Below are 20,944 nucleotides of genomic sequence, written 5' to 3' on the forward strand. Positions count from 1 at the left end.
TTCGCGCCAGACCACTGGAGACCAGCGGCCGGTGAGAGTTGTGCGTGTGCACCGCCCGGGGGAACTGTGGAATTCTTCGTGCTCGGATCCGTGGGCATCGGGACCGAAGGGACCGTCGTGCCCGGCGGCCCGCCCCAGCAACAGGCCACCCTTGCGGCCCTGGCGCTCCGGTCCGGCCACGTCGTTCCGCTGCACGAACTGATGAGCGCCGTGTGGGGCGAGACGGCCCCCGGCTCCGCCGTGATGATCCTGCGGACGTACGTATGGCGGCTGCGCAAGATCCTGGAGAGCGGCGGCTGCGATCCGCAGGCGCTGGCCTCCGTCAACGACGGCTACCGCCTCGCCGTGCCGCCCGCCTCGGTCGACGCCTTCCGCGCCGAGCGGCTGGCTGCCGACGCGGCACGTGCGGGCGAGGCCGGACGCCACGACGAGGCGGCCGCCCTGCTCTCCGAGGCCGTGGCGCTGTGGCGCGGCGAACCGCTGGCGGGCGTGCCCGGGCCGTACGCCGAGCAGCAGCGCTCCCGGCTGTCCGAGCTGCGCCGACAGCTCCTGGAGGAACGTTTCTCCTTGGAGCTCCTGCGCGGGCGGCATACCCAGGTAATCCCGGAGCTCACCGCGTTCATCGGCGAACAGCCACTGCGCGAGCGGCCGTACGGCTTCCTGATGCGCGCGCTGTATGCCGCCGGGCGCCAGGGCGACGCGCTGGCGGTGTTCGGGTCGGCGCGCGAGGTGCTCGCCGGGGAGCTGGGCCTGGACCCCGGGCCCGAGCTGCGCGCACTGCACCAGCGGATGCTGGCCGGGGACACCGAACTGGCCGCCCCCGCCCCCGTCGCGGCGCCACCCGCCCGTGAGGAGCACCTGGACGCCGTGGCCCCGGCGCCCCTGCCGCGCCCGGCGCAACTCCCGGCCGACATCGCCGACTTCAGCGGCCGGGCCGACACGCTCGTGGCGCTGGGGGAAGCCCTCACCGACCGGGACCGCACCGCACTGGCCGTCGCCACGGTCAGCGGTATGGGCGGCATCGGCAAGAGTGCCCTGGCGCTGCGGGTGGCCCATCGCGTCAAGGAGGACTTCCCCGACGGCCAGCTCTACGCGGATCTGCGCGGCACGGGCGCGGACGCGGCCGACCCCGGCACGGTCCTCGCCAGCTTCCTGGCCGCGCTCGGCGTGCCACGCCAGGAGGTACCGGGCTCGGTGGAGGACCGCGCCCGCCTCTTCCGTACGGTCCTCGACGGACGCCGGGTCCTGCTGCTGCTCGACGACGCCCGCGACACCGCGCAGGTCAAGCCGCTGCTGCCCGGTGCGGTCCACTGCGCGGTCGTGGTGACCAGCCGCGCCCACCTCTCCGGCGTACCCTCCGGCACCCATGTGCAGCTCACCGAGTTCAGCCCGGGCGAGGCCCTGTCCCTGCTGCGGCACATTGTCGGCGCGCACCGCGTCGACCAGGAGGAGGCCGCGGCGGTCGCGCTGGTCGGGGCCTGTGCCCATCTGCCGCTGGCGGTACGGATCGTGGCCGCGCGGCTGGCGGCCCGGCCGGGCTGGACGGTGGCGTATCTGCTGGCCCGGCTGGCGGACGAACGGCGGCGGCTGAGTGAACTGCGCGCCGACGACCTGGCCGTCTCCGCCGTCTTCGAGCTCGGCTACCACCAGCTGACCGGACCGCAGGCGAAGGTGTTCCGCTCGCTCGCCCCGGTCGCCTGGCCGGGCATCGGTCTGTCCGCCGCGGCGGCGGCACTGGGGCTGGGGGAGGCGGAGACCGAAACCCTGCTGGAAGCGCTGGTGGACGCCGCTCTGCTGGAGTCACCGGAGGCCGGGCGCTACCGCTACCACGATCTCGGCCGGGACTTCGCGCTGCATCTGCCCCGGCCGGAGACCGAACGGGCCGCTGGGGCGGACGCCTTGGTGGAGCGCCGGCTGCTGGGCCATCTGCTGCGGATGGCTGCCGAGGCCTTCCAGCGGATGGTGCCCGGGGACCCGGTGCACGGCACGATCTCCGTCGCGGGCGGGGAGCCGGGGGAGCGGCGGCTGGCGACCCTGGGCCAGGCGCGAGCCTGGGTCGTGACCGAGTTCGACTGCGCCCTGCACGCCGTCCAGCTGCTGGTCGCCCGGGGTGACGGCGCGGACCCGGACCTGCTGACGGTGGCGGCCGACCTGCTGGTGGCCCTCAGCTCCTTCGGCCAGGACCTCCCGTACGGGCAGATGGCCCTCACCGCACGCTCGCTGGCCGAGGTCGCGGCGCTGCGCGGCAACCACCACGCGGCCGGGCGCGCCCACTTCATCTGCGGCAACGCCGCGCTCCAGGCGACCCAGCTGGCGCGGGCCCGCTCCGAGTCCCAGCTCGCCGCCGAGGCGTGCCGCCGGGCCGGGGACCGCGCCATCCTCCAGCAGGTGTACAACGACCTCGGCGTCATCGCCCAGTTCGAGCAGCGCTACGACGACGCGGCCGACCACTTCGACCAGGCGCTCGCCCTCGCACGGGAGCTGGGCAACCGCTCGGGCGGGCTGACGACCACCCTCAACGCCGCGCTGGCCAGGATCCGCGGCGGCAGGGCCGAGGAGGCGCTGCCCGCCTGCGACGAGGCGCTGAGCGAGCTGCGCGCGATGGCCGACCCCCACGGGATCGCCCACGCGCTGTGCGTACGCGGCCAGGCGTTGCACGAACTGGGCCGGTTGCCGCAGGCGCTGGCCGACTACGCGCAGTGCCTGGAGGTCTGTGAGGCGGAGAGGATCCCGGGCCGACGGGCTCAGGCCCTGTACCGGTACGCCGACACCCTGCGCGTGCTGGGCCGTGTGAAGTCGGCCAGGGAGGCGGCCGCCCGTGCGGTGGCCTACTTCCGGACCGTGCCCGACCGGGACCGCGACCGGGGCTACGCGCTGCTGATCCACGCCCGTGTCTGCGCCGACGCCGGGCAGCACGAACAGGCGCTGGCGCACGCCCGGGAGGCGCTGGAGGCCTTCACCCGGGCCGGTCTGCCCGAGGCGGCGCAGGCGCGGCTGCTGGTGGACGCCACCGGAGCCGTACCGGTGTAGTCCGGGCCCCGGCACCCCGCGCGGCCGGAGCGCTACCCGCGCCGACCGCTCTCACGCCTTGGTGTTGAACTCCTCGTGGTCGTTCTTGTGCCCCGGGTCGCCGGCCAGCGAGGTCCGTCCCGTGTCCGCCGAGTGCGTCGCCGACAGGGCCGGCGCCGAGACGGCGAGGAGCGCGGCGAGCAGGGCGGGGACGAGGACGACCAGTCGGCGGGCGGCGGACTTCGGGTTGTGCTGCACGGGGGTTCCCTGTCTGTCGAAGAGGCCTACGGCTGCGGCCTGGCCTGCGAGTTGTTCCGCGCCGAGTCTGGCGGCGGCGCATCTATGTTTCATATACGGGCGGTCGCGCGCCTGCCGCCGAGGGGCGCGGCCGCCGTACGCCGTCGCAGGGGGTCCGCGCGGTGTGGCCCGAGGCCTACTGGCCGGGCGCCACGCGGCCCGGGTCGCCTGCCCCCTGCTGGTCCTCGTCTGCGACCAGGACCAGGCGGCCCTTCCCGGTCCCGCCGTGGACGCGGCCGCGGGCCGGGGAGCTCGTCCGTATGCCGGGCGGCCACGACGAACCCTTCCTCGACGGCCACGAACGCGCCGTCGAGGCCGAGCCCGCCTTCCTGGGCCGGCATCTGCCCACCGACCCGGCGGCGCCTCGCCGCTCCCGGCGCCGAGGGCCCCTCGGCCTGAGAGTCGCGGACCGGGGGCCGGCCCGCCCTGATCCGCTGTGATGCGCCGCCGATCTGCGTCGATTCGCCCCGGGGCCCACCCTGAGCCGCTCGACGGGCCCGCACCCCTCCAGCGCGGTGCGGGCCCGTCGTCGCGAGGTCGTACGAGGGGCCTTCGGGGGTGATCCGGGTCTCACTCGGGCGGTGCGGCTTGGCTATGCAACGAGTTGCATAGAAGGATCGAGGTATGGCGCTCGAACACGCGATCCTCGTCTCCCTGCTGGAGAAGCCGGGCTCAGGCTATGAGCTGGCCCGGCGGTTCGAACGGTCCATCGGCTACTTCTGGACCGCGACCCACCAGCAGATCTACCGCGTGCTCAAGCGCATGGAGAGCGACGGCCTGCTCGCCGTCCGTGAGGTGGCCCAGGAGAGCCGGCCGGACAAGAAGGAGTACTCCGTCGCGGCCCCCGGCCGCGCCGCGCTCTCCCGGTGGCTGCACGAGCCGATCGAACCCGAGAGCCTGCGGCACGACCTCGCCGTGAAGATCCGCGGCGCGGCCTTCGACGACCCGGCCGCGGTGATCCAGGAGGTCGAGCGCCACCGCCAGGTGCACAGCGACCGGCTCGCCCACTACCTCGCCGGAGAGCTGCGCGACTTCACCGGGCCCGCCGCGCCCGCGCCTCTCGGCACCGGGCAGGAGCTCCAGCACGTCGTGCTGCGGGGCGGTATCGCGTACGAGCGGATGACCATCGCCTGGCTCGACGACGTCCTCGCCACCGTCCGCCGGCTCTCCACCGCTGCCCCGACCACCGATGACCACTGAACCCCCGACCGCGACCCTTCCCGAAAGGCGGACCTCCATGGCCGACGCCCTGCTGTTCAACCCGCGCACCTACGACCCGGCGCACTTCGACCCCGAGACCCGCCGCCTGCTGCGCGCCACCGTCGACTGGTTCGAGGCACGCGGCAAGCGCCGGCTCATCGAGGACTACCGCTCCCGCGCCTGGCTCGCCGACTTCCTGGCGTTCTCCGCCAAGGAGGGCCTGTTCGCCACCTTCCTCACCCCGGCCTCCGAAGGCTCGAAGGAGGACCAGCGCTGGGACACGGCCCGGATCGCGGCCCTCAACGAGATCTTCGGCTTCTACGGCCTCGACTACTGGTACGCCTGGCAGGTCACCATCCTGGGGCTCGGGCCGGTCTGGCAGAGCGGCAACGCCGACGCGCGCGCCCGCGCCGCCGACCTGCTCTCCCAGGGCGAGGTGTTCGCCTTCGGCCTCTCCGAGAAGACGCACGGCGCCGACATCTACTCCACCGACATGCTCCTGGAGCCCGACGGCGACGGCGGCTTCCGCGCCACCGGCTCCAAGTACTACATCGGCAACGGCAACGCCGCGGGCCTCGTCTCCGTCTTCGGCCGGCGCACCGACGTCGAGGGCCCGGACGGCTATGTCTTCTTCGCCGCCGACAGCCGCCACCCGGCGTACCACCTGGTGAAGAACGTGGTGGACTCCTCGAAGTACGTCAGCGAGTTCCGCCTGGAGGACTACCCGGTCACCCCGCAGGACATCCTGCACACCGGCCGGGCCGCCTTCGACGCCGCGCTCAACACCGTCAACGTCGGCAAGTTCAACCTGTGCACCGCCTCGATCGGCATCTGCGAGCACGCGATGTACGAGGCCGTCACCCACGCGAGCAACCGCATCCTCTACGGCCGCCCCGTCACCGCCTTCCCGCACGTGCGCCGCGAGCTGACGGACGCGTACGTCCGGCTCGTCGGGATGAAGCTGTTCAGCGACCGCGCCGTCGACTACTTCCGCACCGCCGGGCCGGACGACCGCCGCTACCTCCTCTTCAACCCGATGACGAAGATGAAGGTCACCACGGAGGGCGAGAAGGTCATCGACCTGATGTGGGACGTCATCGCCGCCAAGGGCTTCGAGAAGGACAACTACTTCGCCCAGGCGGCCATCGAGATCCGCGGACTGCCCAAGCTGGAGGGCACGGTCCACGTCAACCTCGCGCTGATCCTCAAGTTCATGCGCAACCACCTCCTGGAGCCGGTGGACTACCCGGCCGTGCCCAGTCGGCTGGACGCGGCCGACGACGACTTCCTCTTCCGGCAGGGCCCGGCCCGCGGCCTGGGTTCCGTACGCTTCCACGACTGGCGTGCCGCCTACGACGCCTACGCCGAGCTGCCCAACGTCGCCCGCTTCCGCCAGCAGGCCGACGCGCTGTGCGCGTTCGTCACCACGGCCGCCCCCGACGAGGAGCAGAGCCGCGACCTCGACCTCCTGCTCGCGGTCGGCCAGCTCTTCGCGCTGGTCGTCCACGGCCAGCTGATCCTGGAGCAGGCCCGGCTGACGGACCTGGACCAGGACGTGCTGGACGAGCTGTTCGCGGTGCTCGTACGTGACTTCTCCGCGCACGCCGTCGAGCTGCACGGCAAGGACTCGGCGACCGAGGCCCAGCAGTCCTGGGCGCTCGGCGCCGTCCGCCGCCCGGTCGTCGACGAGGCCCGCTCGGCGCGCGTCTGGGACCGGGTGGAGGCGCTGTCGGGGGCGTACGAGATGGCGCAGTGACCCGCGGGCCCGGCCGGCGGACGCACTGAACCAACGATCACCCGTCTCGGCCCACCGGCGCATCGGCCGCCGGTGGGCCGAGCGTGTTTTCGGCGGGGGCGAGGCCGACCGGTGATCTCGACGGCGCCGGGGCGGCAGGCCATCATGGCGAAACCATCGAAAGGATTTCTCATGCCGGACCTGCCCGCACCCCATGGACCTGCCGCCGAATCCGCCAACGGCCGCGCCCACGCCGGCCGTTCGGAGACACTCACCGGCACCGTCGACGTGGAGTTCCCCGAGTTCCTGACACCGCCGCCCGAGCCCATGGGGTTACTGACCTCCTGGCTGGACAGCAGCGTCGCGCACGGCGTACGGGAGCCGCGCGCCCTGGCCCTGGCCACCGCCGACGCCCGGGGGCGGTCCTCCTCGCGCATCGTGGCGCTCGCTTCCGTGACCAGGGACGGTCTCGTCTTCCTCAGCCACAGCAGCAGCCAGAAGGGACGCGAACTGGCCGAGAACCCCTGGGCGTCCGGCGTTCTCTACTGGCGCGAGACCAGCCAGCAGATCACCGTGGCGGGGCTGGTGGAGAAGCTGCCCGACGCCGAGGCCGAGCGCAGGTGGTCCGCGCGGCCCGTCTTCACCCACGCCATGTCCACCGCCTCCCGGCAGAGCCGGACGATGCACGGCCTCGCCGAGGTGGACGAGCTGCGGGCCACGGCAAGGGAGTTGGCGCGGCCCCAGCGCCCGTTGCCGCGCCCCGCCACCTTCACCGCCTACCGGCTCGTCCCCGAGATCGTGGAGTTCTGGGCCGACGGCACGGACCGTCTGCACGAACGGCTGCGCTACGACCGTAGCGACGGCGGCTGGGACATCAGCAGGCTCCAGCCCTGACACTCCCTTCGCGCGACCGGCCGGGGGCCGCCGACGAGCGACCCCCGGCCCGGCCCGGCGTACCCGGCTCTCAGCCCGCCAGGACCGCCTCGACGACCGAGGCGTGCGGTGAGGGTTCCAGGACGCGCGCGACCTCGAAGCCGGCCGTGGCGAGCAGCGCCTCGTACTCGGCGCGGGTGCGGCCCTTTCCGTTCAGGACCGTCATCATCAGCACGTCGATGGTCTTGCCGGGGTGCGGCTCGTTGCCCGCCGGGATCATCGCGTTGACGACCAGCAGCCGGGCGTGCGCGGGCATGGCCTGGCGGCAGGTCCGCAGGATGCGTACGCACTCCTCGTCCGGCCAGCTGGCCAGTACGTGCTTGAGGAGGTAGACGTCGGCGCCGGACGGCACGGAGGCGAAGAAGTCCCCGGCCCGCGCGCTCCAGCGGCCGGCCAGCTCCGGGGTGTCGAGCACATGCCCGGCCACCACACTCTCCAGGTCGACCAGGGTGCCGCTCAGGTGCGGGTTGCGCCGCAGGACGGCGCGCAGCAGACCGCCGCGCCCACCGCCGACATCGACCACGGTCGTGGCGCCGGAGAAGTCCACCGCGTCGACGACGTCGTTGCTGAGGGTCTCGGAGAACGCCGCCATGCTGGAGTTGAAGGCCCTGCCCAGGTCCGGGTCGGCGGCCACGTGGTCGTAGAAGGGGACGCCGTACACGTTCTCGAAGGCGGTGCTGCCGGTGCGGACCGCCTCGTGGAGCCGGGCCGCCGACTGCCAGAACACGGGCTCGCCGCGCACCATGATGTAGTCGCGCAGCGAGCGCTCGACGCCCGTGCGCAGCGGCTGCGCGAGCGGGGTGAGGTGGAAGCGGCCCTCGTCGTCCTCACGGAAGACCCCCTTGGTGGCGAGGAAGCGCAGCAGCCGGTAGAGGTGGGGGCCGTCGACGCCCGCCGCCCTGGCGAGTTCGTCGGCGCCGCGCGGACCCTTGGCCAGGTGGTCGGCGATGCCGAAGCGCGCGGCGGTGTGCAGGGCCGCCGAGTAGAGGTAACCCAGGGACAGTTCGAGTAACTCGCCGGTCACGTCTTCCGGCGCGGCGGGTGGGGCGCAGGGCTGGGGCCCGGCGCCGTGCGGGGTGCCGGACGTCTGCGGAGCTCCGGTGCCTGCGGGGCGAGCGTCTGCCATCGGTGGGTCCCCTCTCTCCACCCCCGTCACCGACACAGGTGCGGAGGCCATATGCGTACGAGCGCGTGAACGGCGTTTCAGCCTACGTCCGGTGCTTCCCGTCTTGCTCGAGAGAGACGGGAGTCCTGGAAGTCGCCACCGGGGGCGAGGGGCGCGCGCGAGGACGGGGCCTGTCGCGGGTCGCGGGCACCGGCTAGGGCAGGCGCGAGCCCAGCCGCTTCCTGAGCCGCTCTGCCCTGCGCCGCCTGGAAGGCGCGCACGGTCGGCAGCCCGGGCGGTGCGCCGCGCAGTGACTGGCGTACGAACGGCGGCGCGGGGCCGGGGCGGGTCAGTCGTGGGTCAGTCGCTCGTGAGGATGACGAGCTGCCGGGTCGCGCGGGTCATCGCCACATAGCGGTCGACGCCTCCTTCGACGCCGTCACCGAACGTCCCGGGGTCGACGAGGACGACCAGGTCGAACTCGAGTCCCTTCGACAGGGCCGGGGTCAGCGACCGTACGCGCGGCGCCTCGCGGAACCGGGGAGCACCGATGACACAGGCCACTCCCTCGTCGTGGGCCGCGAGCCAGCCGTCGAGGACCGCGTCCAGCTCCCTCACCGACCCGTGGTGCACGGGAATACCGCTGCTGCGGATCGACGTCGGCACGTTGGCGTCGGGCAGTACGGCCCGGATGACCGGCTCGGCTCGGGCCATGACCTCGACGGGCGTACGGTAGTTGACGCTCAGGGAGGCCACCTCGATCCGGTCGAGCCCGACCCGCTCAAGCCGCTCCCGCCACGACTCGGTGAACCCGTGCCGGGCCTGGGCGCGGTCGCCCACGATGGTGAAGCTCCGGGACGGGCAGCGGTGCAGCAGCATCTGCCACTCGGCGTCGGTGAGTTCCTGGGCCTCGTCCACGACGATGTGCGCGAACGGTCCGGCGAGCGGATCGGTTTCGGCGGTGGGCAGGACGCTCTCGTCGATGAGGGTGTCCTGGATGTCGCGCCCGTGCAGCATCCCCAGCGCGCCTTCGCTCTCGTCGATCTCGACGTTCTGCAGCATGCTCGCCATGGCGTCGGCCCGGCGTGCGCGTTCGGTGGCGGTGGCGGCCTCGCGCCGGCTCCTGCGCGCGGACGCCTGCGCGTCGCCGAGCCGCTGCCGCGCGGCGTCCAGCAGCGGCAGGTCGGACACCGTCCAGGCCCGCGCGTCCTCGCGCTGGAGCCTGCGTACGTCGTCGGCGCTCAGCCATGGGGCACACCTGCGCAGATACGCGGGCACCGACCACAGGTCCCCGACGAGGTCGGTGGCCTCCAGCATCGGCCAGGCGCGGTTCAGCGCGCCGTTGAGCTCCCGGTTCTGGAGCAGTGCCCTGCGCAGCAGCCGGGGCGAGACCTCGTCGTCCGCCTCTTCGTCCTCGTCCCCGTACTCGTCCGTGTGCTTGTCCATCAGGATCGTCAGCAGTTCCTCGCGGATCTGGTCGCGCGCCTCGTTGTGCGGGGTTCCGGGCTCCACGGCCGCGAACGCCGCGGCCCAGTCGTCCGCGCTCAGCCGGACATCGGACCAGTGGGTGGAGACCGTCATCCCCTCGGTGGGCGGCTCCTCGTACAGGGCGACGGCCGGCTCGATCGCCTTGACCATCTGCGCGGACGACTTCAGCCGGGCCACTTCGGCGTCGGTCTCGGTGGCGGCGGAGGCGCCCTCGGCGACCAGGTCCCGCACGACACAGGTACGGACCCCCTCCTCGCCGAGGCTGGGCAGGACGTCGGCGACGTACTCCAGATAGGGCCGGTGCGGGCCGACGAACAGCACCCCGCCGCGACGGTGACCGAGGCGGGGGTCGGCGTAGAGCAGATGGGCGGCGCGGTGCAGGGCGACGACGGTCTTGCCCGTACCCGGACCGCCGTCGACGACCAGGGCGCCCCGCGAGCCCGCGCGGATGATCGCGTCCTGGTCGGACTGGATGGTGGAGAGCACGTCCCGCATCCGCGCCGACCGGTTGCCGCCCAGGCTGGCGATGAACGCCGACTGGTCGTCGAGCGCGGCGCGCCCCTGAAGCCCCTCGGAGGTGAACACCTCGTCCCAGTAGTCGCTGATCCGGCCCCCGGTCCACCGGTACCTGCGGCGGCTCGTCAGGCCCATCGGGGTGGCGTGGGTCGCCGCGAAGAACGGTTCGGCGGCCGGGGAGCGCCAGTCGACGAGCAGCCGGCGGCCCGTGCTGTCGGTGAGCCCGAGGCGGCCGACGTACACGGGCTCGGCATCGTCCTCACGTACGAAGTGTCCGAGGCAGAGGTCCAGGCCGAAGCGGCGCAGCGTGCGCAGTCGGCCGGTCAGCCGGTGGATCTCCGTGTCCCGGTCCATGGCCTCCCGGCCCTTGCCGCCGGGCGCCCTGCGGGCGTCCTCCAGACGGTCGGACAGCTCCGCGACCGACCGATCGAGGCTCTCCGCGATCGCGGCGAAGTGCCGCTCGTCGCCGCCGACGAGCGCGGGATCGGCCTTGCGGGACAGCCGCTCGGGAAGGTCGAACGCGCTGGTGGTCAGGTTGGTCATGTCAGCAGCTCCGTTCCGGGGACGCGACCGAGGAGAACGACGGCGCGCACACCCGCCGCACGCCGGTGCCGGGCGCCCACGACGGCCGCACGGGTCCTGCCGTCGGGTCCACGTCACCGTTCGCCCCCGGAGCGTTCACCTGCTGAGCCGACGAGCACGGCCTGTACACCGACAACAACGCACACACGTCGCACATCCCCCTTTTGCCTGACGTTCTGAGCTCGGTGCGCGATTGTGCCCCACCTCGGGGGCCTTGCGGCAAGGCCCCCACTGCGCTATAAGTTGAGAGTGGCAAGGAGTGGGAACACCTCCTTGCCTTTCGTGTTTCCGGGCCTTTCGCGTTTCCGGGCTCCGAGGTGCGCCGCACCCCGGTTCGGCGGAGTCTGGACACCATGCAGCGCAAGGGCGAGCGGGGTGGCGCGGACCAGGATCCCGAGGCGGCCCTCGACCGGCTCTACTGCACGCCGCCCCCGGAATTCGTGGCCCGGCGCGAGGAGCTGGCCGCCGCGGCCAGGGCGGCGGGCCGTGCCGAGGACGTCCGCCGCATCCGCGCCGCCCGCCGCCCCACGCTCGCGGCCTGGGCCGCGAACCTGCTGCTGCGCTCCCGGCCCGGGGAGAGCGAGCGGTTCCTGGAGCTCGGCCGGGCGCTGCGCGAGGCCTACCGGACCCTGGACGCCCACGGCATCAAAGAGCTCGACGAGCAGCGCCGCGGTGTGGTGTCCGCGCTGTCCGCACAGGCCGCGGCGCTGGCCCAGCAGGCGGGCCACCGGCTGTCGGACGCGGCACGGCAGGACGTCGACAGCACGCTGCGCGCGGTCCTCGCCGACCAGGACGCGGCGGACCGGTGGGCCACGGGCCGCCTGGAGTCGGCGCTCACACCGCCGTCGGCGTTCCCGCAGACGACGGTCGCGCCACCCAAGGCGGCCACACGCAGGGCGGCCACCCCCAGGGCGGCGCCGCTCCCGCCGAAGATTCCATTGAAGACACCGAAGACACCGCCGAAGGACGAACTCGCCGACCGGCGCCGCAAGCGGGAACAGGAAGCCGAGCAGCGCGCCCGGGCCGAACTCGCCCAGGCGGAGCTCGCCCGGGCGGAGCTCGCCCGGGCCAAGAAGGCGGCGGAGGCGGCCCAGCGGCGTCTGCGCGACCGGCGCGCCGCCCACGCGCTGACGGACGAGCAGCGACGGCAGGCACGCACCCACCACGACGAGGCCCACCGACAGGTGTCTGCCCTGGAACGACAGCTCCAGCGGGCCCGGGAGGAGCTTCGCAAGGCCGAAGACGAACACCGGACAACAGAGGAACACCACCGGACGGCCGCCGACGCCCTGACGGAGGCCGAACGGGAGGCCCGTGAAGCCGCCCGCGCGGTGGACGACCTGCGCTGAACGCGAGGACGGCACCAACTGCCCGTACCCGTACGGGCATCGGCGCCCCACGCTCGTCCGGACGACCGTGCCGGCCGGACCGAGGAGCCGGGCCAGCCCGGGCGGGACCGAAGGGCCGCCCACCGGCACCGCGCCGGGCCGTTACGGTGGACGTGTGAGCGTGAGCGGTGAGACCTGGGACCCGACAGGAGCCGGGGTTCTGCGACTGCCCTCCGGGCGGCTGGTACGGGGCCGTGGGCTGCGCCGCCCGCTCCCGGACGGTCCCGCGCCCACGTACGCCGTGTATCTGCTGGGCGCGCGGCCCCCGGAAGTCCCCTGGCGGGCCGAGTGGCTGCGCTGGCCGGACTTCCGCCTTCCCGCCGACCGCGCGCGAGCGGTCGACGTGCTGCGCGAGGCCTGGGAGCGCGCGGTACACGAACGCGTCGAGGTGGCCTGTGGCGGCGGGCGGGGCCGCACCGGCACGGCGCTGGCATGCCTGGCGGTTCTCGACGGGGTGCCCGCCGAGGACGCCGTGGCCTATGTACGGCGCGCCTACGACCGCCGCGCCGTCGAAACGCCCTGGCAGAGCCGGTACGTACGCCGCTTCGGCCGTTGACCGGCAGCCACGGCGGCCGCTCAGAGCGGGGCCAGGAGCATCAGGACTTCGTCGCGGTCGTCCCCGGGGGCGAGGCGGAGGGCGTCCGGCCAGCGGCCTATCTCCTTCCAGCCGAGCCGGCCGTAGAAGTCCTCCAGCCCGACGCCGCCGCGCGCGGCCAGGTGGAGCGCTTCCAGCCCCATCTCGTCGCGGGCGATCTCACGCAGACGGTTCATGAGGGCCGCCCCGATGCCCCGGCCCCGCAGGCCGGTCCGTGTCTGGACGTGGTGCACCGTGCCCCAGTGGGCGGTGAGTTGGTAGAGCGTACGGCGGACGTTCAGCCATCCGGCGAGCTGTCCGTCGACCGACGCGACCAGGAGGCGGCTCGTCCGCGGGTCGAGGCCCGCGACGAGGGAGTCGACGGCGGGACCGGCCTGGGTCGCGTCGATGGGCGGGAAGGGGAACCCCGCCGCCCCGCCGGCGTTGGTGACCTCGATCCAGCAGTCGACGAGGGCGCGCCGCAGCTCGGGGGTGACGGCGTCGGGCGAGGTGACCTGCTGGAAGTCGGGAGATGCGCTGTTCATACGGGGATTCTGGCACCCGGCACTGACAGTGCCCGAGGGGCCGTCTAGGCGGGATGACCGGCCGTGATGTCGAGCGTCTGGTGCAGCGACAGGGGCGTGCCGCCGTTCACATGCGCGGTGAGCGGGGCCAGCAGGAAGCCGACGTGGTCGCCTCCGTCGAACCGTTCCAGGATCTCCCCGGTGAACCAGGCCGCCGCGTCCGCCAACAGGGGCGTGCCGTGCGGGCCTTCGGTCCAGGCGAGGCCGTCGAACTTGTTCACCTCGGCCCCGCACCGGGCGCCGAACCGCACGGCCAGATCGTGGTTCTGCGGCAGGAGGTGCACCGCCAGGACCGTTGCCTCCCTGGCCACCAGATAGGTGTGGTTGGCGGTGGAGAGCCACACCATGAACCGCTCGGGCTCCAGGGAGCACTGGCCGGCGAAACCCACCAGACACCCGGCCCGCCGCCCGCCCGCCGCCGCGGTCACCACGTAGACGGGAGAGTCAACCAACGCGGTGAAGTCGTCGAAACCCACCTGAAGCCTCCTCGATTCCGGGTCGTCGAACGAGAATACGCACGAGATCGCCCACCCGACGTCGTCCCGACATGCGTCGCGGCGGCGCGCCCTGGCCCGGGCGGCCCGCCCCGGCACGCACAATGGCCGTACACCGAACGCGGAGGTTGGCATGCCGGGATTCCTCGACCGGGCCAAGGAACAGGCCCAGTCCGCCCTCACCCAGGGAAAGCAGAAGGTCGACGAGGTCCAACAGCAACGAGCCGGGAACGACCTGCTGAAGAAGCTCGGCGCGGCGTACTATGCCGAAAAGCGCGGCTCGGGCACCCCGGAGGCGACCCAGCAGGCGCTGAGCGCGCTGGAAGCCCACATCGCGACGCACGGGGACGCGTTCCTGCGCGCGTAGCCGGCCGAGGCCGCCCCGGGACGCCGTCGTCGCACGGCGGCGTTCCGGGGTTCCTTCGGCCTGTTGCGGCGGTGCGATGCCATGTCTGTGCCCGGCGGCGGAAAACGCGTGGACCCCGGGCGCGGCGGCGCGGGAGACTCGTGTGCTCACCTGCCGGTCCGCGAAGACAGGGGTGGGGATGGGATCGACCGCATCGCGCGAGGGCTTACCGAGCAGGGGCTCGGTGCGCCTCGCCCTTCGCTACTACGGACGCGAACTGAAACGGCTGCGGCGGCTGAGCGTGCCCGCGATGCTGCTGCCGGCGCTCGGGAACATCGGTATCCAGTACGGGGCGCCACTCGTCGTCGCCAAGCTCGTCGGCCGCATAGCCGGGGAGGACGACACCCTCGGCATCGGGCCGATGCTGCCCTACGTCCTCGGCTTCGCCGGAGTGCTGCTGGTAGCGGAGGTGTTGTGGCGCATCGGGGTGCACTGCCTCAACCGGCTCGACGCGCGCGGCATCGAGCACCTGTACGTGACAGCCATGGACGAGCTGTTCGCCAAGGACGCCGCCTTCTTCCACGACAACTTCGCCGGATCGCTCACCAAGCGCGTCCTGAGCTTCGCCACCCGCTTCGAGGACTGCGTCGACACACTGACGTTCAACGTGGTCGGCAGCTTCGTGCCGCTGGCCTTCGCCTCGGTGGTGCTCTGGCGCTACGACCCGCTGCTCGTCCTCGGGCTCCTGGTGCTGATCGTGCTGACGGCGCTGTGCGCGGCGCCCCTGATCCGGCGCCGCCAGGCGCTGGTCGCCGAGCGCGAGCGGGCGATCGCCCGGGTCTCGGGGCATGTCGCCGACAGCCTGATGAACATGGACACCGTCAGGTCGTTCGCCGCCGAGGAGCGCGAGGCGGCCGAACACCGCTCCCGGGTCGCGGAGTCGCGGCGGCTCACCCTGCGGTCGTGGGACTACGGCAACCTGCGCATCGACACGCTGGTCGCCCCCCTGTCCGTACTGACCAATGTGCTGGGCCTGGTGCTGGCCGTCGGGCTCGGTGGCGGGGAGCACGGGGTCGAGGCGGTCGTCGTCGCCTTCACGTACTACGCCAACGCCACCCGGATCATGTTCGAGTTCAACCAGATCTACCGCCGTCTGGAGAGCTCGATGACGGAGGCGTCGCAGTTCACCGAGCTGCTCCTGGAGCCGCCGACCGTGCTGGACCCGGCCTCGCCGCAGCCGCTGCCCGCCCGGGCGGGAGAGGTGCGCTTCGAAGGGGTGACCTTCGCCCACGCGGGCGCCAAGCCGCTCTTCGAGGGCCTGGACCTGGAGGTCCCGACCGGGACGAAGATCGGTCTCGTCGGCCGGTCCGGCGGGGGCAAGACCACGCTGACGCGGCTCCTGCTGCGGATGACGGACGTCGACGGCGGCCGGATCCTGGTCGGGGGCCGGGACATCAGCACCCTGCGCCAGCGCGAACTGCGCGGCCTGATGGCGTACGTCCCGCAGGACCCGGCGATGTTCCACCGCACCCTGCGGGAGAACATCGCCTTCGCCCGGCCGGGCGCGACCGACGAGGAGATCCGTCGTGCGGCCGAGGCGGCGCACGTCACGGAGTTCGCCGAGGCGCTTCCCGACGGCTTCGACACCCTGGTGGGCGAGCGCGGGGTGAAGCTGTCGGGCGGCCAGCGCCAGCGGGTCGCCCTGGCCAGGGCTGTCCTGCGCGACGCGCCGATCCTGCTGCTCGACGAGGCGACCAGCGCGCTGGACTCCGAGAGCGAGATCCTCGTCCAGGACGCGCTGTGGCGGCTGATGGACGGGCGTACGGCGCTGGTGGTGGCGCACCGGCTGAGCACGGTCGCCACCATGGACCGGCTGGTCGTCCTCGACCGAGGGCGGATCGTCGAGCAGGGCACGCACCGTCAACTGCTCGCCGCCGGCGGTGCCTACGCCAGGCTGTGGCAGCACCAGTCGGGCGGCTTCCTGGACGGCGCTCCCGCGCGGGCGGACCGGCGCTGAAGCGGGGGCGTGCCGGGCCCGGCGCCCGGACCCGGCACGCCCCCGCCCGCGCGGGTGGGGCCTCACACCTCCAGCATGTCCTCCACCCGGCGCAGCTGGTGCCGGGCCATCGCCAGGTTGGCCCGGCTCTTGTCGAGGGCCAGGTAGAGGAAGAGACCGGCGTGCCCACGGCCCCGCAGCAGCCGGATGAGGTGGTACTGGCCGCCGAGGGTGATGAGGATGTCCTCGATCTCGTCCTTGAGGCCCAGCAGTTCCATGGTCCGCACCTTCGCGCGGACCACGTCGGTGTTTCCGGCGGCGGCCACCGACAGGTCCAGCTCCTTGCCGCCGCCCAGGGTGCCGAGGGCCATGCCGCTGCTGTAGTCGACGAGTGCCACGCCGATCGTGCCCTCGATGGAGGTCATCGCTTCCTTGAGCGCGGTTTCGGTGTTGCCCATGGGGTTCGCACTTCCCTTCCTGTGGGTGTTCGCTGTCGTGTTCCGGGGCCGGGCGGCCCGGGAGCCGGTGCTGGTCATGAGGTCTCCAGCCGTTCGAGTGCGCCGTCGACCAGTTCGCCGATGCGGGCTCCGGCCCGGCGGGCTTCCAGGTGCAGACGGCCGACGTTGGTGCGCGGCTGTGCGAGCAGGGTGAGCACGGCGGCGGAGCCCGCCGCGTAGGTGGCCGCGTAACCGTCCTCGCCCTGGACGAGGAGCTCGCGGAAGGCGCCGCGGCCGGTGGTGTGGGTGAGCCGCTGGGCGACGCCGAGGGCGGCGGCGGTCAGCGCGGCGACCGACTCGGCGTCCTCGACGGCGTCCTGGGCGAGGACGAGGCCGTCGACGCTGGCGGTCAGGGCGCCGGTGACCTGCGGCAGGCGCGCCCGCAGTCGGCGCAGTTCGGCGAGGATCTCCGCCTCGGCCGTCATCAGCTGTCTCCTTTCGGCGCGTTGGCGCAGGGCGCGGATCACGGCATGGCCTCCAGGGCGTCCCGCAGTCTGCGCAGCAGGGCTTCGTCCGAGGGGCGGGCCGCCTCCGCGGACGCGCGGGCGATCCAGTGGGGCACGGTCTCCGGGGGCGCGGGCGCCAGCGGCGTCTCGACCGCGCCGAGTGCGGCGAGCCTGCGTACGTCCACGAGGGTGTGGAAGGCGGGGCGGCCCAGCAGACGGGCGATGGAGCCCGGGGTGCGCGCCCCGTCCGCAGCCGCGAGGAGGGCGCGCTGGCGGACGGTGACCGGAAGACCCGGGCGGTCCGGTACGGGGACGACGGGCGCGGTGTCCACCTCGGGATGCGGCCAGATCCGGTCGAGCAGTTCTCTGCGGCGGGTGGCCTCCCGGGCCAGGGCCTGGGCGGGGACGGGCCGCACGGGGCCGATCCAGTGCAGGGCGCCGTATCTGAACCGGGTGGGGCCCTTGCCGGGGGCGAGGGCGAAGAACGCGGCGTCGTGGAGCGCGCCGAGGTGGCACAACTCCAGTTCGCCTCCGCTGACCTGGCCGCTGTCGACGAGGAAGCGTCCGACCGTACCGCGTGCGCCCGCCTGGTCCACGGCCCGCCGCCAGGCCTCCGGACGCATCAGACCGCTCGCGGTGAGCAGCACGTCGAGGCCGGGCGCGGCGGGGCTCTCGGCATGGACCACCTCCCCGTCCACGAGGTAGAGCGTGCCGGTGTCGCGCAGCAGTGCGCCGGTGGCCCGCTCGGCCACCAGTCGTACCAGCATGGGCGAGACGGGCACGCGGTCGCAGATGTCCTCGGAAGGTGTCATCCGAGGACCAGCCGGTGGGCGAGGTCGCGCAGGCGCAGCCGGGCCATGGCGAGGTTGCCCTGCTCGCGATCGAGCCAGAGGTAGAGGAAGAGGCTGCTGTCGAAGGTCGTCTCGACGAACCGCAGGAGGTGGTAGCCGGTGTGGGAGGTGACCAGGACGTCCTCGACCGGCAGGGGCCCGTCGGGCTCCGCCTCGTCCGCCACGAACGCGGGATGCTCCGCCGCGGTCCGGGCGAACTCGGCGGCCTCGGCGGCCGTCGTCTCGTGGTCACCACAGGGCGAGTCACCGATGGTTCCCAGGGCGAGCCCGCTGGTCCAGTCGACCACGGCGGCTCCCCGCACCCCGGGTAACCCCATGGTTTCCAGCAGGCACTCGTCGATTCCCAGCACGTGCGACTTCCTCCCCTGGCGCCGCCGTGGACGGACACCGCGCATGGTTTCCGGCGCGGCTTGAGGTGACGAGAGGTTACGCAGCGTGTCACCCACTGGGGGAAGTTCCGGCATTTTCCAGCGGAACATGCGCACGGTTGGCTAAGGTGCCCCGCCGCTCGCGCGGCCGTGTGGGGCGGGGAAGGCCGTCGGCGGAACACGCCGTTGCCACCTCGGTATATCCGCCGTGCCCTTCTGCTTTGCCTCCCGTATACCGGCGAGGGATCTTTACCGGGGCCGCGCCGAGAATTAACTGAAATGATGAGCGGATTTCCCTGCTCGTCGGTCTTCGTGATCCCGCAGGGAATCCTTCTCCGCCATGTCCGGATGGCCGATAACTCACCCGTGGAACTGATCCAATTGGCGCGCTCCGGGCGTCGGCTGACAGAGTGCGCGGCAGAACGACATTCCCGCAAGTCCACGAGAGAGAAGGAGGAGGGTAAGCCATGAAGGCAGCCCGCCTATTGGCTTCTATCGGCATTTCCACCCTGGCCGTGGCCGGTCTCACTTTCACCGCCGCGGCCCCGGCGAACGCGGCATCGCACGTGACGTGCCAGATCGGAAAAGGTGATTCCTTCACCACCGTCGGTATCCAGTGTGACCGGCAGGTTCCCTCCGACAGGCCCACCACGGTCACCCTGCGGGATCAGTCCGACCGCCAGACCTGGTGGTGCCTCAATGATCCCCCGGTGTACTTCTTCGTCAGCCCGGCCAGCACCTTCGCCCAGCAGCTGAAGGCGGAAGAGGGAAACACCTACGTCGGAACGCACTGCACGCGACTGCGCTAGACCTCGCCGACCCCAGCCCCCGGTCGTCGTCCGCGCGCCACTGACCGGTGCGGGCGGACCAGGTGAGTATCGCGGCGCCGCCCGGGCCGGAGCCGGGCCCTGGCGGAACCCGCCCCTCTTGCGCGGACCACGTCCGTCAGGCGCGTACGCATGGCAGGGTCGCCACTCCAGGCACCGGACAAGGAGACGAACCGTGCCCGACGCGCCGGACCGGCTGACCCGCCCCACCTCGCCCTTCCGGTGGACCAACGGCTGACCCCGGCCGGGCGGGTCAGGCGTCCACGGGCCGCCAGGCCGGGCCGGTCCCGTCCTGCTGGACGCGGCCGAACACCACGTCCGCGAAGTGGACGCCGAAGCCGATCGTGTCGGGTTCGGCCAGCTCGGCGACGAGCCGGCGACGGTGACCGGCGGTCAGGGCGGGGTCGTGGTCGAAGCCCGAGGACCACTCGGGGTGGTCGATCTGGATCGGCGAATGCACCGCGTCGCCGAACGCGATCAGCCTCCGTCCGCCCCCGGTGATGACGTACTCGGCGTGCCCCACGGTGTGACCGGGGGTGATCCGCACCCGTACACCGGGGAAGATCTCCTGTCCGTCCGTCACGGTGCGCACGCGTGGGGCGAGGGCCGCGACCTCCGCTCCCAGGCCCTGCTCCTCCAGGACCTCGCGCCCGGCCCACTCCGCCTCCGAGATGAGGTGGTCGGCGTGGGCGAAGAGGGGCTCCTGCTCGCCGGGGGCGGGGTGGCAGGCCCAGCCGAGGTGGTCGGCGTGCAGATGCGTGAAGGCCACCGCTTCGATGTCCGCCGGGGTGCGGCCGAGGGCGGCCAGGCTGTCCCGGAGCGCGCCTCCCCGGAGGGCCGCGAGCGGACCCTCGGGGGCTTCCAGCGTGCGCGGACCGAAGCCCGTGTCGATCAGCAGCGCGCGGTCACCGTGCTCCACCAGCAGGGCGCCGACGCTTCCCACCAGGTGGCCGGTGGCGTCCAGGTACTCCGGGTGCGCGGCCCACACCTCGTCGGTGGAGTCCTTCAGCAGAGCCAGTGGCCGCAGCCGCACATCGCCGTCCGGTACGTACGACACTGTCGTGCCGCCCAGGCGCAGCGAGCGGATCGCCGAGGGCCTTTGCAGTCGTATGCCCTGCTCAGCCGTCAAGTCGGCCATGGGTTCTCTCCCCTGAATCGTCGTCGTGCCGCCGCGTCTGCCGCGGCGACGCCCACCATAAGCATCAAGTTCGAATCATTCAAGCTGTAATTATGTTGCCTTGATGGACTTGATAGGATGGGGGCATGACGACGCCCCCCGAGCAGCAGGCCATCGCGGAGCGACAGCTGTGCGGGCTGGTGAACGGGCTGGCCCAGCGGATCGCCGAGCATGTACGGGAGCGTGCCGCCGCGCTGGGGCTCACCGCCTCCCAGGCGACCGCGCTGCGCGAGATGAGCGGGCCGATGACCATGCGCGAGCTCGCCGAGCGCATGAGCTGCGAGCCCTCCAACACCACGTTCGTCGTCGACAAGCTGGAGAAGCAGACCCTCATCGAGCGCCGCCCGCACCCCACCGACCGCCGCGCCAAACACCTCGTCCTCACCGCCGAGGGCACCGCGCTGCGCGGGCGCCTCCTCGACCTCCTGGCCGTGGACTCGCCGCTGTCCGGCCTCACCGCGCAGGAGCAGGGCGTGCTGCGCCGGCTGCTGGAACAAGCCATCACCGCCCGCTGACGGTGTGGGGTCGCGC

The 20,944-nt window shown here is 72.8% G+C and carries 21 protein-coding genes; 11 read left to right on the forward strand and 10 right to left on the reverse strand.

Going from position 1 to position 20,944, the window contains the following annotated elements; all coding sequences use genetic code 11:
* Positions 1-78: 78 nt before the first annotated feature.
* A complete protein-coding gene (locus ACZ4MU_RS22005) occupies positions 79-3,030 on the forward strand; it encodes an AfsR/SARP family transcriptional regulator (protein WP_467879152.1) in 2,952 nt (983 codons plus the stop codon).
* 51 nt (positions 3,031-3,081) lie between these two features.
* On the opposite strand, the gene ACZ4MU_RS22010 is transcribed toward ACZ4MU_RS22005, so the two are convergent.
* Entirely contained in the window at positions 3,082-3,267 is a 186-nt protein-coding gene (locus ACZ4MU_RS22010) for a hypothetical protein (RefSeq protein WP_467879154.1), read from the reverse strand.
* Between the two features lie 299 nt (positions 3,268-3,566).
* Between ACZ4MU_RS22010 and ACZ4MU_RS22015 the strand changes: the two genes are divergently transcribed.
* From ACZ4MU_RS22015 to phzG, 4 genes are all read left to right on the forward strand, one after another.
* Positions 3,567-3,746 (forward strand): hypothetical protein, encoded by a 180-nt coding sequence (locus tag ACZ4MU_RS22015; RefSeq protein WP_467879156.1) that lies wholly within the window; start codon positions 3,567-3,569, stop codon positions 3,744-3,746.
* A gap of 184 nt (positions 3,747-3,930) precedes the next feature.
* Entirely contained in the window at positions 3,931-4,506 is a 576-nt protein-coding gene (locus ACZ4MU_RS22020) for a PadR family transcriptional regulator (RefSeq protein WP_467879158.1), read from the forward strand.
* A gap of 37 nt (positions 4,507-4,543) precedes the next feature.
* Positions 4,544-6,262, forward strand: coding sequence for an acyl-CoA dehydrogenase family protein (locus ACZ4MU_RS22025; protein ID WP_467879161.1), 1,719 nt, complete (start codon positions 4,544-4,546; stop codon positions 6,260-6,262).
* Positions 6,263-6,433: 171 nt separating this feature from the next.
* Complete coding sequence (gene phzG, locus ACZ4MU_RS22030; RefSeq protein ID WP_467879163.1) at positions 6,434-7,135, forward strand: phenazine biosynthesis FMN-dependent oxidase PhzG; 702 nt, start codon at positions 6,434-6,436, stop codon at positions 7,133-7,135.
* 70 nt (positions 7,136-7,205) lie between these two features.
* On the opposite strand, the gene ACZ4MU_RS22035 is transcribed toward phzG, so the two are convergent.
* Positions 7,206-8,300 (reverse strand): methyltransferase, encoded by a 1,095-nt coding sequence (locus ACZ4MU_RS22035; protein ID WP_467879166.1) that lies wholly within the window; start codon positions 8,298-8,300, stop codon positions 7,206-7,208.
* A gap of 339 nt (positions 8,301-8,639) precedes the next feature.
* Positions 8,640-10,826 carry an RNA polymerase recycling motor ATPase HelR gene (helR, locus tag ACZ4MU_RS22040; protein WP_467879168.1) on the reverse strand — a complete coding sequence of 729 codons (2,187 nt, stop codon included), beginning with the start codon at positions 10,824-10,826 and terminating at the stop codon, positions 8,640-8,642.
* Between the two features lie 392 nt (positions 10,827-11,218).
* On the opposite strand from helR, the gene ACZ4MU_RS22045 reads away from it, so the two are divergent.
* Both ACZ4MU_RS22045 and ACZ4MU_RS22050 read left to right on the forward strand, forming a co-directional pair.
* On the forward strand, positions 11,219-12,214 hold the full coding sequence (locus ACZ4MU_RS22045) for a hypothetical protein (RefSeq protein ID WP_467879171.1): 996 nt from the start codon (positions 11,219-11,221) through the stop codon (positions 12,212-12,214).
* A 154-nt stretch (positions 12,215-12,368) separates the two neighbouring features.
* On the forward strand, positions 12,369-12,809 hold the full coding sequence (locus ACZ4MU_RS22050; protein WP_467879173.1) for a protein-tyrosine phosphatase family protein: 441 nt from the start codon (positions 12,369-12,371) through the stop codon (positions 12,807-12,809).
* A 20-nt stretch (positions 12,810-12,829) separates the two neighbouring features.
* Here ACZ4MU_RS22050 and ACZ4MU_RS22055 read toward each other — a convergent pair whose 3' ends face one another.
* Complete coding sequence (locus tag ACZ4MU_RS22055) at positions 12,830-13,372, reverse strand: GNAT family N-acetyltransferase (protein ID WP_467879176.1); 543 nt, start codon at positions 13,370-13,372, stop codon at positions 12,830-12,832.
* A gap of 44 nt (positions 13,373-13,416) precedes the next feature.
* Positions 13,417-13,887 (reverse strand): flavin reductase family protein, encoded by a 471-nt coding sequence (locus tag ACZ4MU_RS22060; protein ID WP_467879178.1) that lies wholly within the window; start codon positions 13,885-13,887, stop codon positions 13,417-13,419.
* Positions 13,888-14,038: 151 nt separating this feature from the next.
* Between ACZ4MU_RS22060 and ACZ4MU_RS22065 the strand changes: the two genes are divergently transcribed.
* Positions 14,039-14,272: a hypothetical protein gene (locus ACZ4MU_RS22065; protein ID WP_467879180.1), complete on the forward strand. Its 234-nt coding sequence runs from the start codon at positions 14,039-14,041 to the stop codon at positions 14,270-14,272.
* A gap of 178 nt (positions 14,273-14,450) precedes the next feature.
* On the forward strand, positions 14,451-16,268 hold the full coding sequence (locus ACZ4MU_RS22070; protein ID WP_467879182.1) for an ABC transporter ATP-binding protein: 1,818 nt from the start codon (positions 14,451-14,453) through the stop codon (positions 16,266-16,268).
* Positions 16,269-16,330: 62 nt separating this feature from the next.
* On the opposite strand, the gene ACZ4MU_RS22075 is transcribed toward ACZ4MU_RS22070, so the two are convergent.
* From ACZ4MU_RS22075 to ACZ4MU_RS22090, 4 genes are all read right to left on the reverse strand, one after another.
* A complete protein-coding gene (locus ACZ4MU_RS22075) occupies positions 16,331-16,705 on the reverse strand; it encodes a hypothetical protein (RefSeq protein WP_467879185.1) in 375 nt (124 codons plus the stop codon).
* A gap of 74 nt (positions 16,706-16,779) precedes the next feature.
* Positions 16,780-17,169: a roadblock/LC7 domain-containing protein gene (locus ACZ4MU_RS22080; RefSeq protein ID WP_467879187.1), complete on the reverse strand. Its 390-nt coding sequence runs from the start codon at positions 17,167-17,169 to the stop codon at positions 16,780-16,782.
* A gap of 38 nt (positions 17,170-17,207) precedes the next feature.
* Positions 17,208-18,002 carry a transcriptional regulator gene (locus tag ACZ4MU_RS22085; protein WP_467879189.1) on the reverse strand — a complete coding sequence of 265 codons (795 nt, stop codon included), beginning with the start codon at positions 18,000-18,002 and terminating at the stop codon, positions 17,208-17,210.
* Positions 17,999-18,391: a hypothetical protein gene (locus ACZ4MU_RS22090; RefSeq protein WP_358836460.1), complete on the reverse strand. Its 393-nt coding sequence runs from the start codon at positions 18,389-18,391 to the stop codon at positions 17,999-18,001. The genes ACZ4MU_RS22085 and ACZ4MU_RS22090 overlap by 4 nt, the downstream gene beginning before the upstream one ends.
* Positions 18,392-18,876: 485 nt before the next feature.
* Here ACZ4MU_RS22090 and ACZ4MU_RS22095 point away from each other — a divergent pair, with 485 nt between their 5' ends.
* The gene (locus ACZ4MU_RS22095) at positions 18,877-19,218 is read left to right on the forward strand and encodes a hypothetical protein (protein WP_467879191.1); all 342 of its coding nucleotides are present in this window, start codon (positions 18,877-18,879) and stop codon (positions 19,216-19,218) included.
* 271 nt (positions 19,219-19,489) lie between these two features.
* On the opposite strand, the gene ACZ4MU_RS22100 is transcribed toward ACZ4MU_RS22095, so the two are convergent.
* Complete coding sequence (locus tag ACZ4MU_RS22100; RefSeq protein ID WP_467879193.1) at positions 19,490-20,374, reverse strand: MBL fold metallo-hydrolase; 885 nt, start codon at positions 20,372-20,374, stop codon at positions 19,490-19,492.
* A 125-nt stretch (positions 20,375-20,499) separates the two neighbouring features.
* Between ACZ4MU_RS22100 and ACZ4MU_RS22105 the strand changes: the two genes are divergently transcribed.
* The gene (locus ACZ4MU_RS22105; RefSeq protein WP_467879195.1) at positions 20,500-20,928 is read left to right on the forward strand and encodes a MarR family winged helix-turn-helix transcriptional regulator; all 429 of its coding nucleotides are present in this window, start codon (positions 20,500-20,502) and stop codon (positions 20,926-20,928) included.
* The last annotated feature ends 16 nt before the right edge of the window (positions 20,929-20,944 follow it).

It is taken from the genome of Streptomyces sp. NPDC026377, assembly GCF_055567715.1.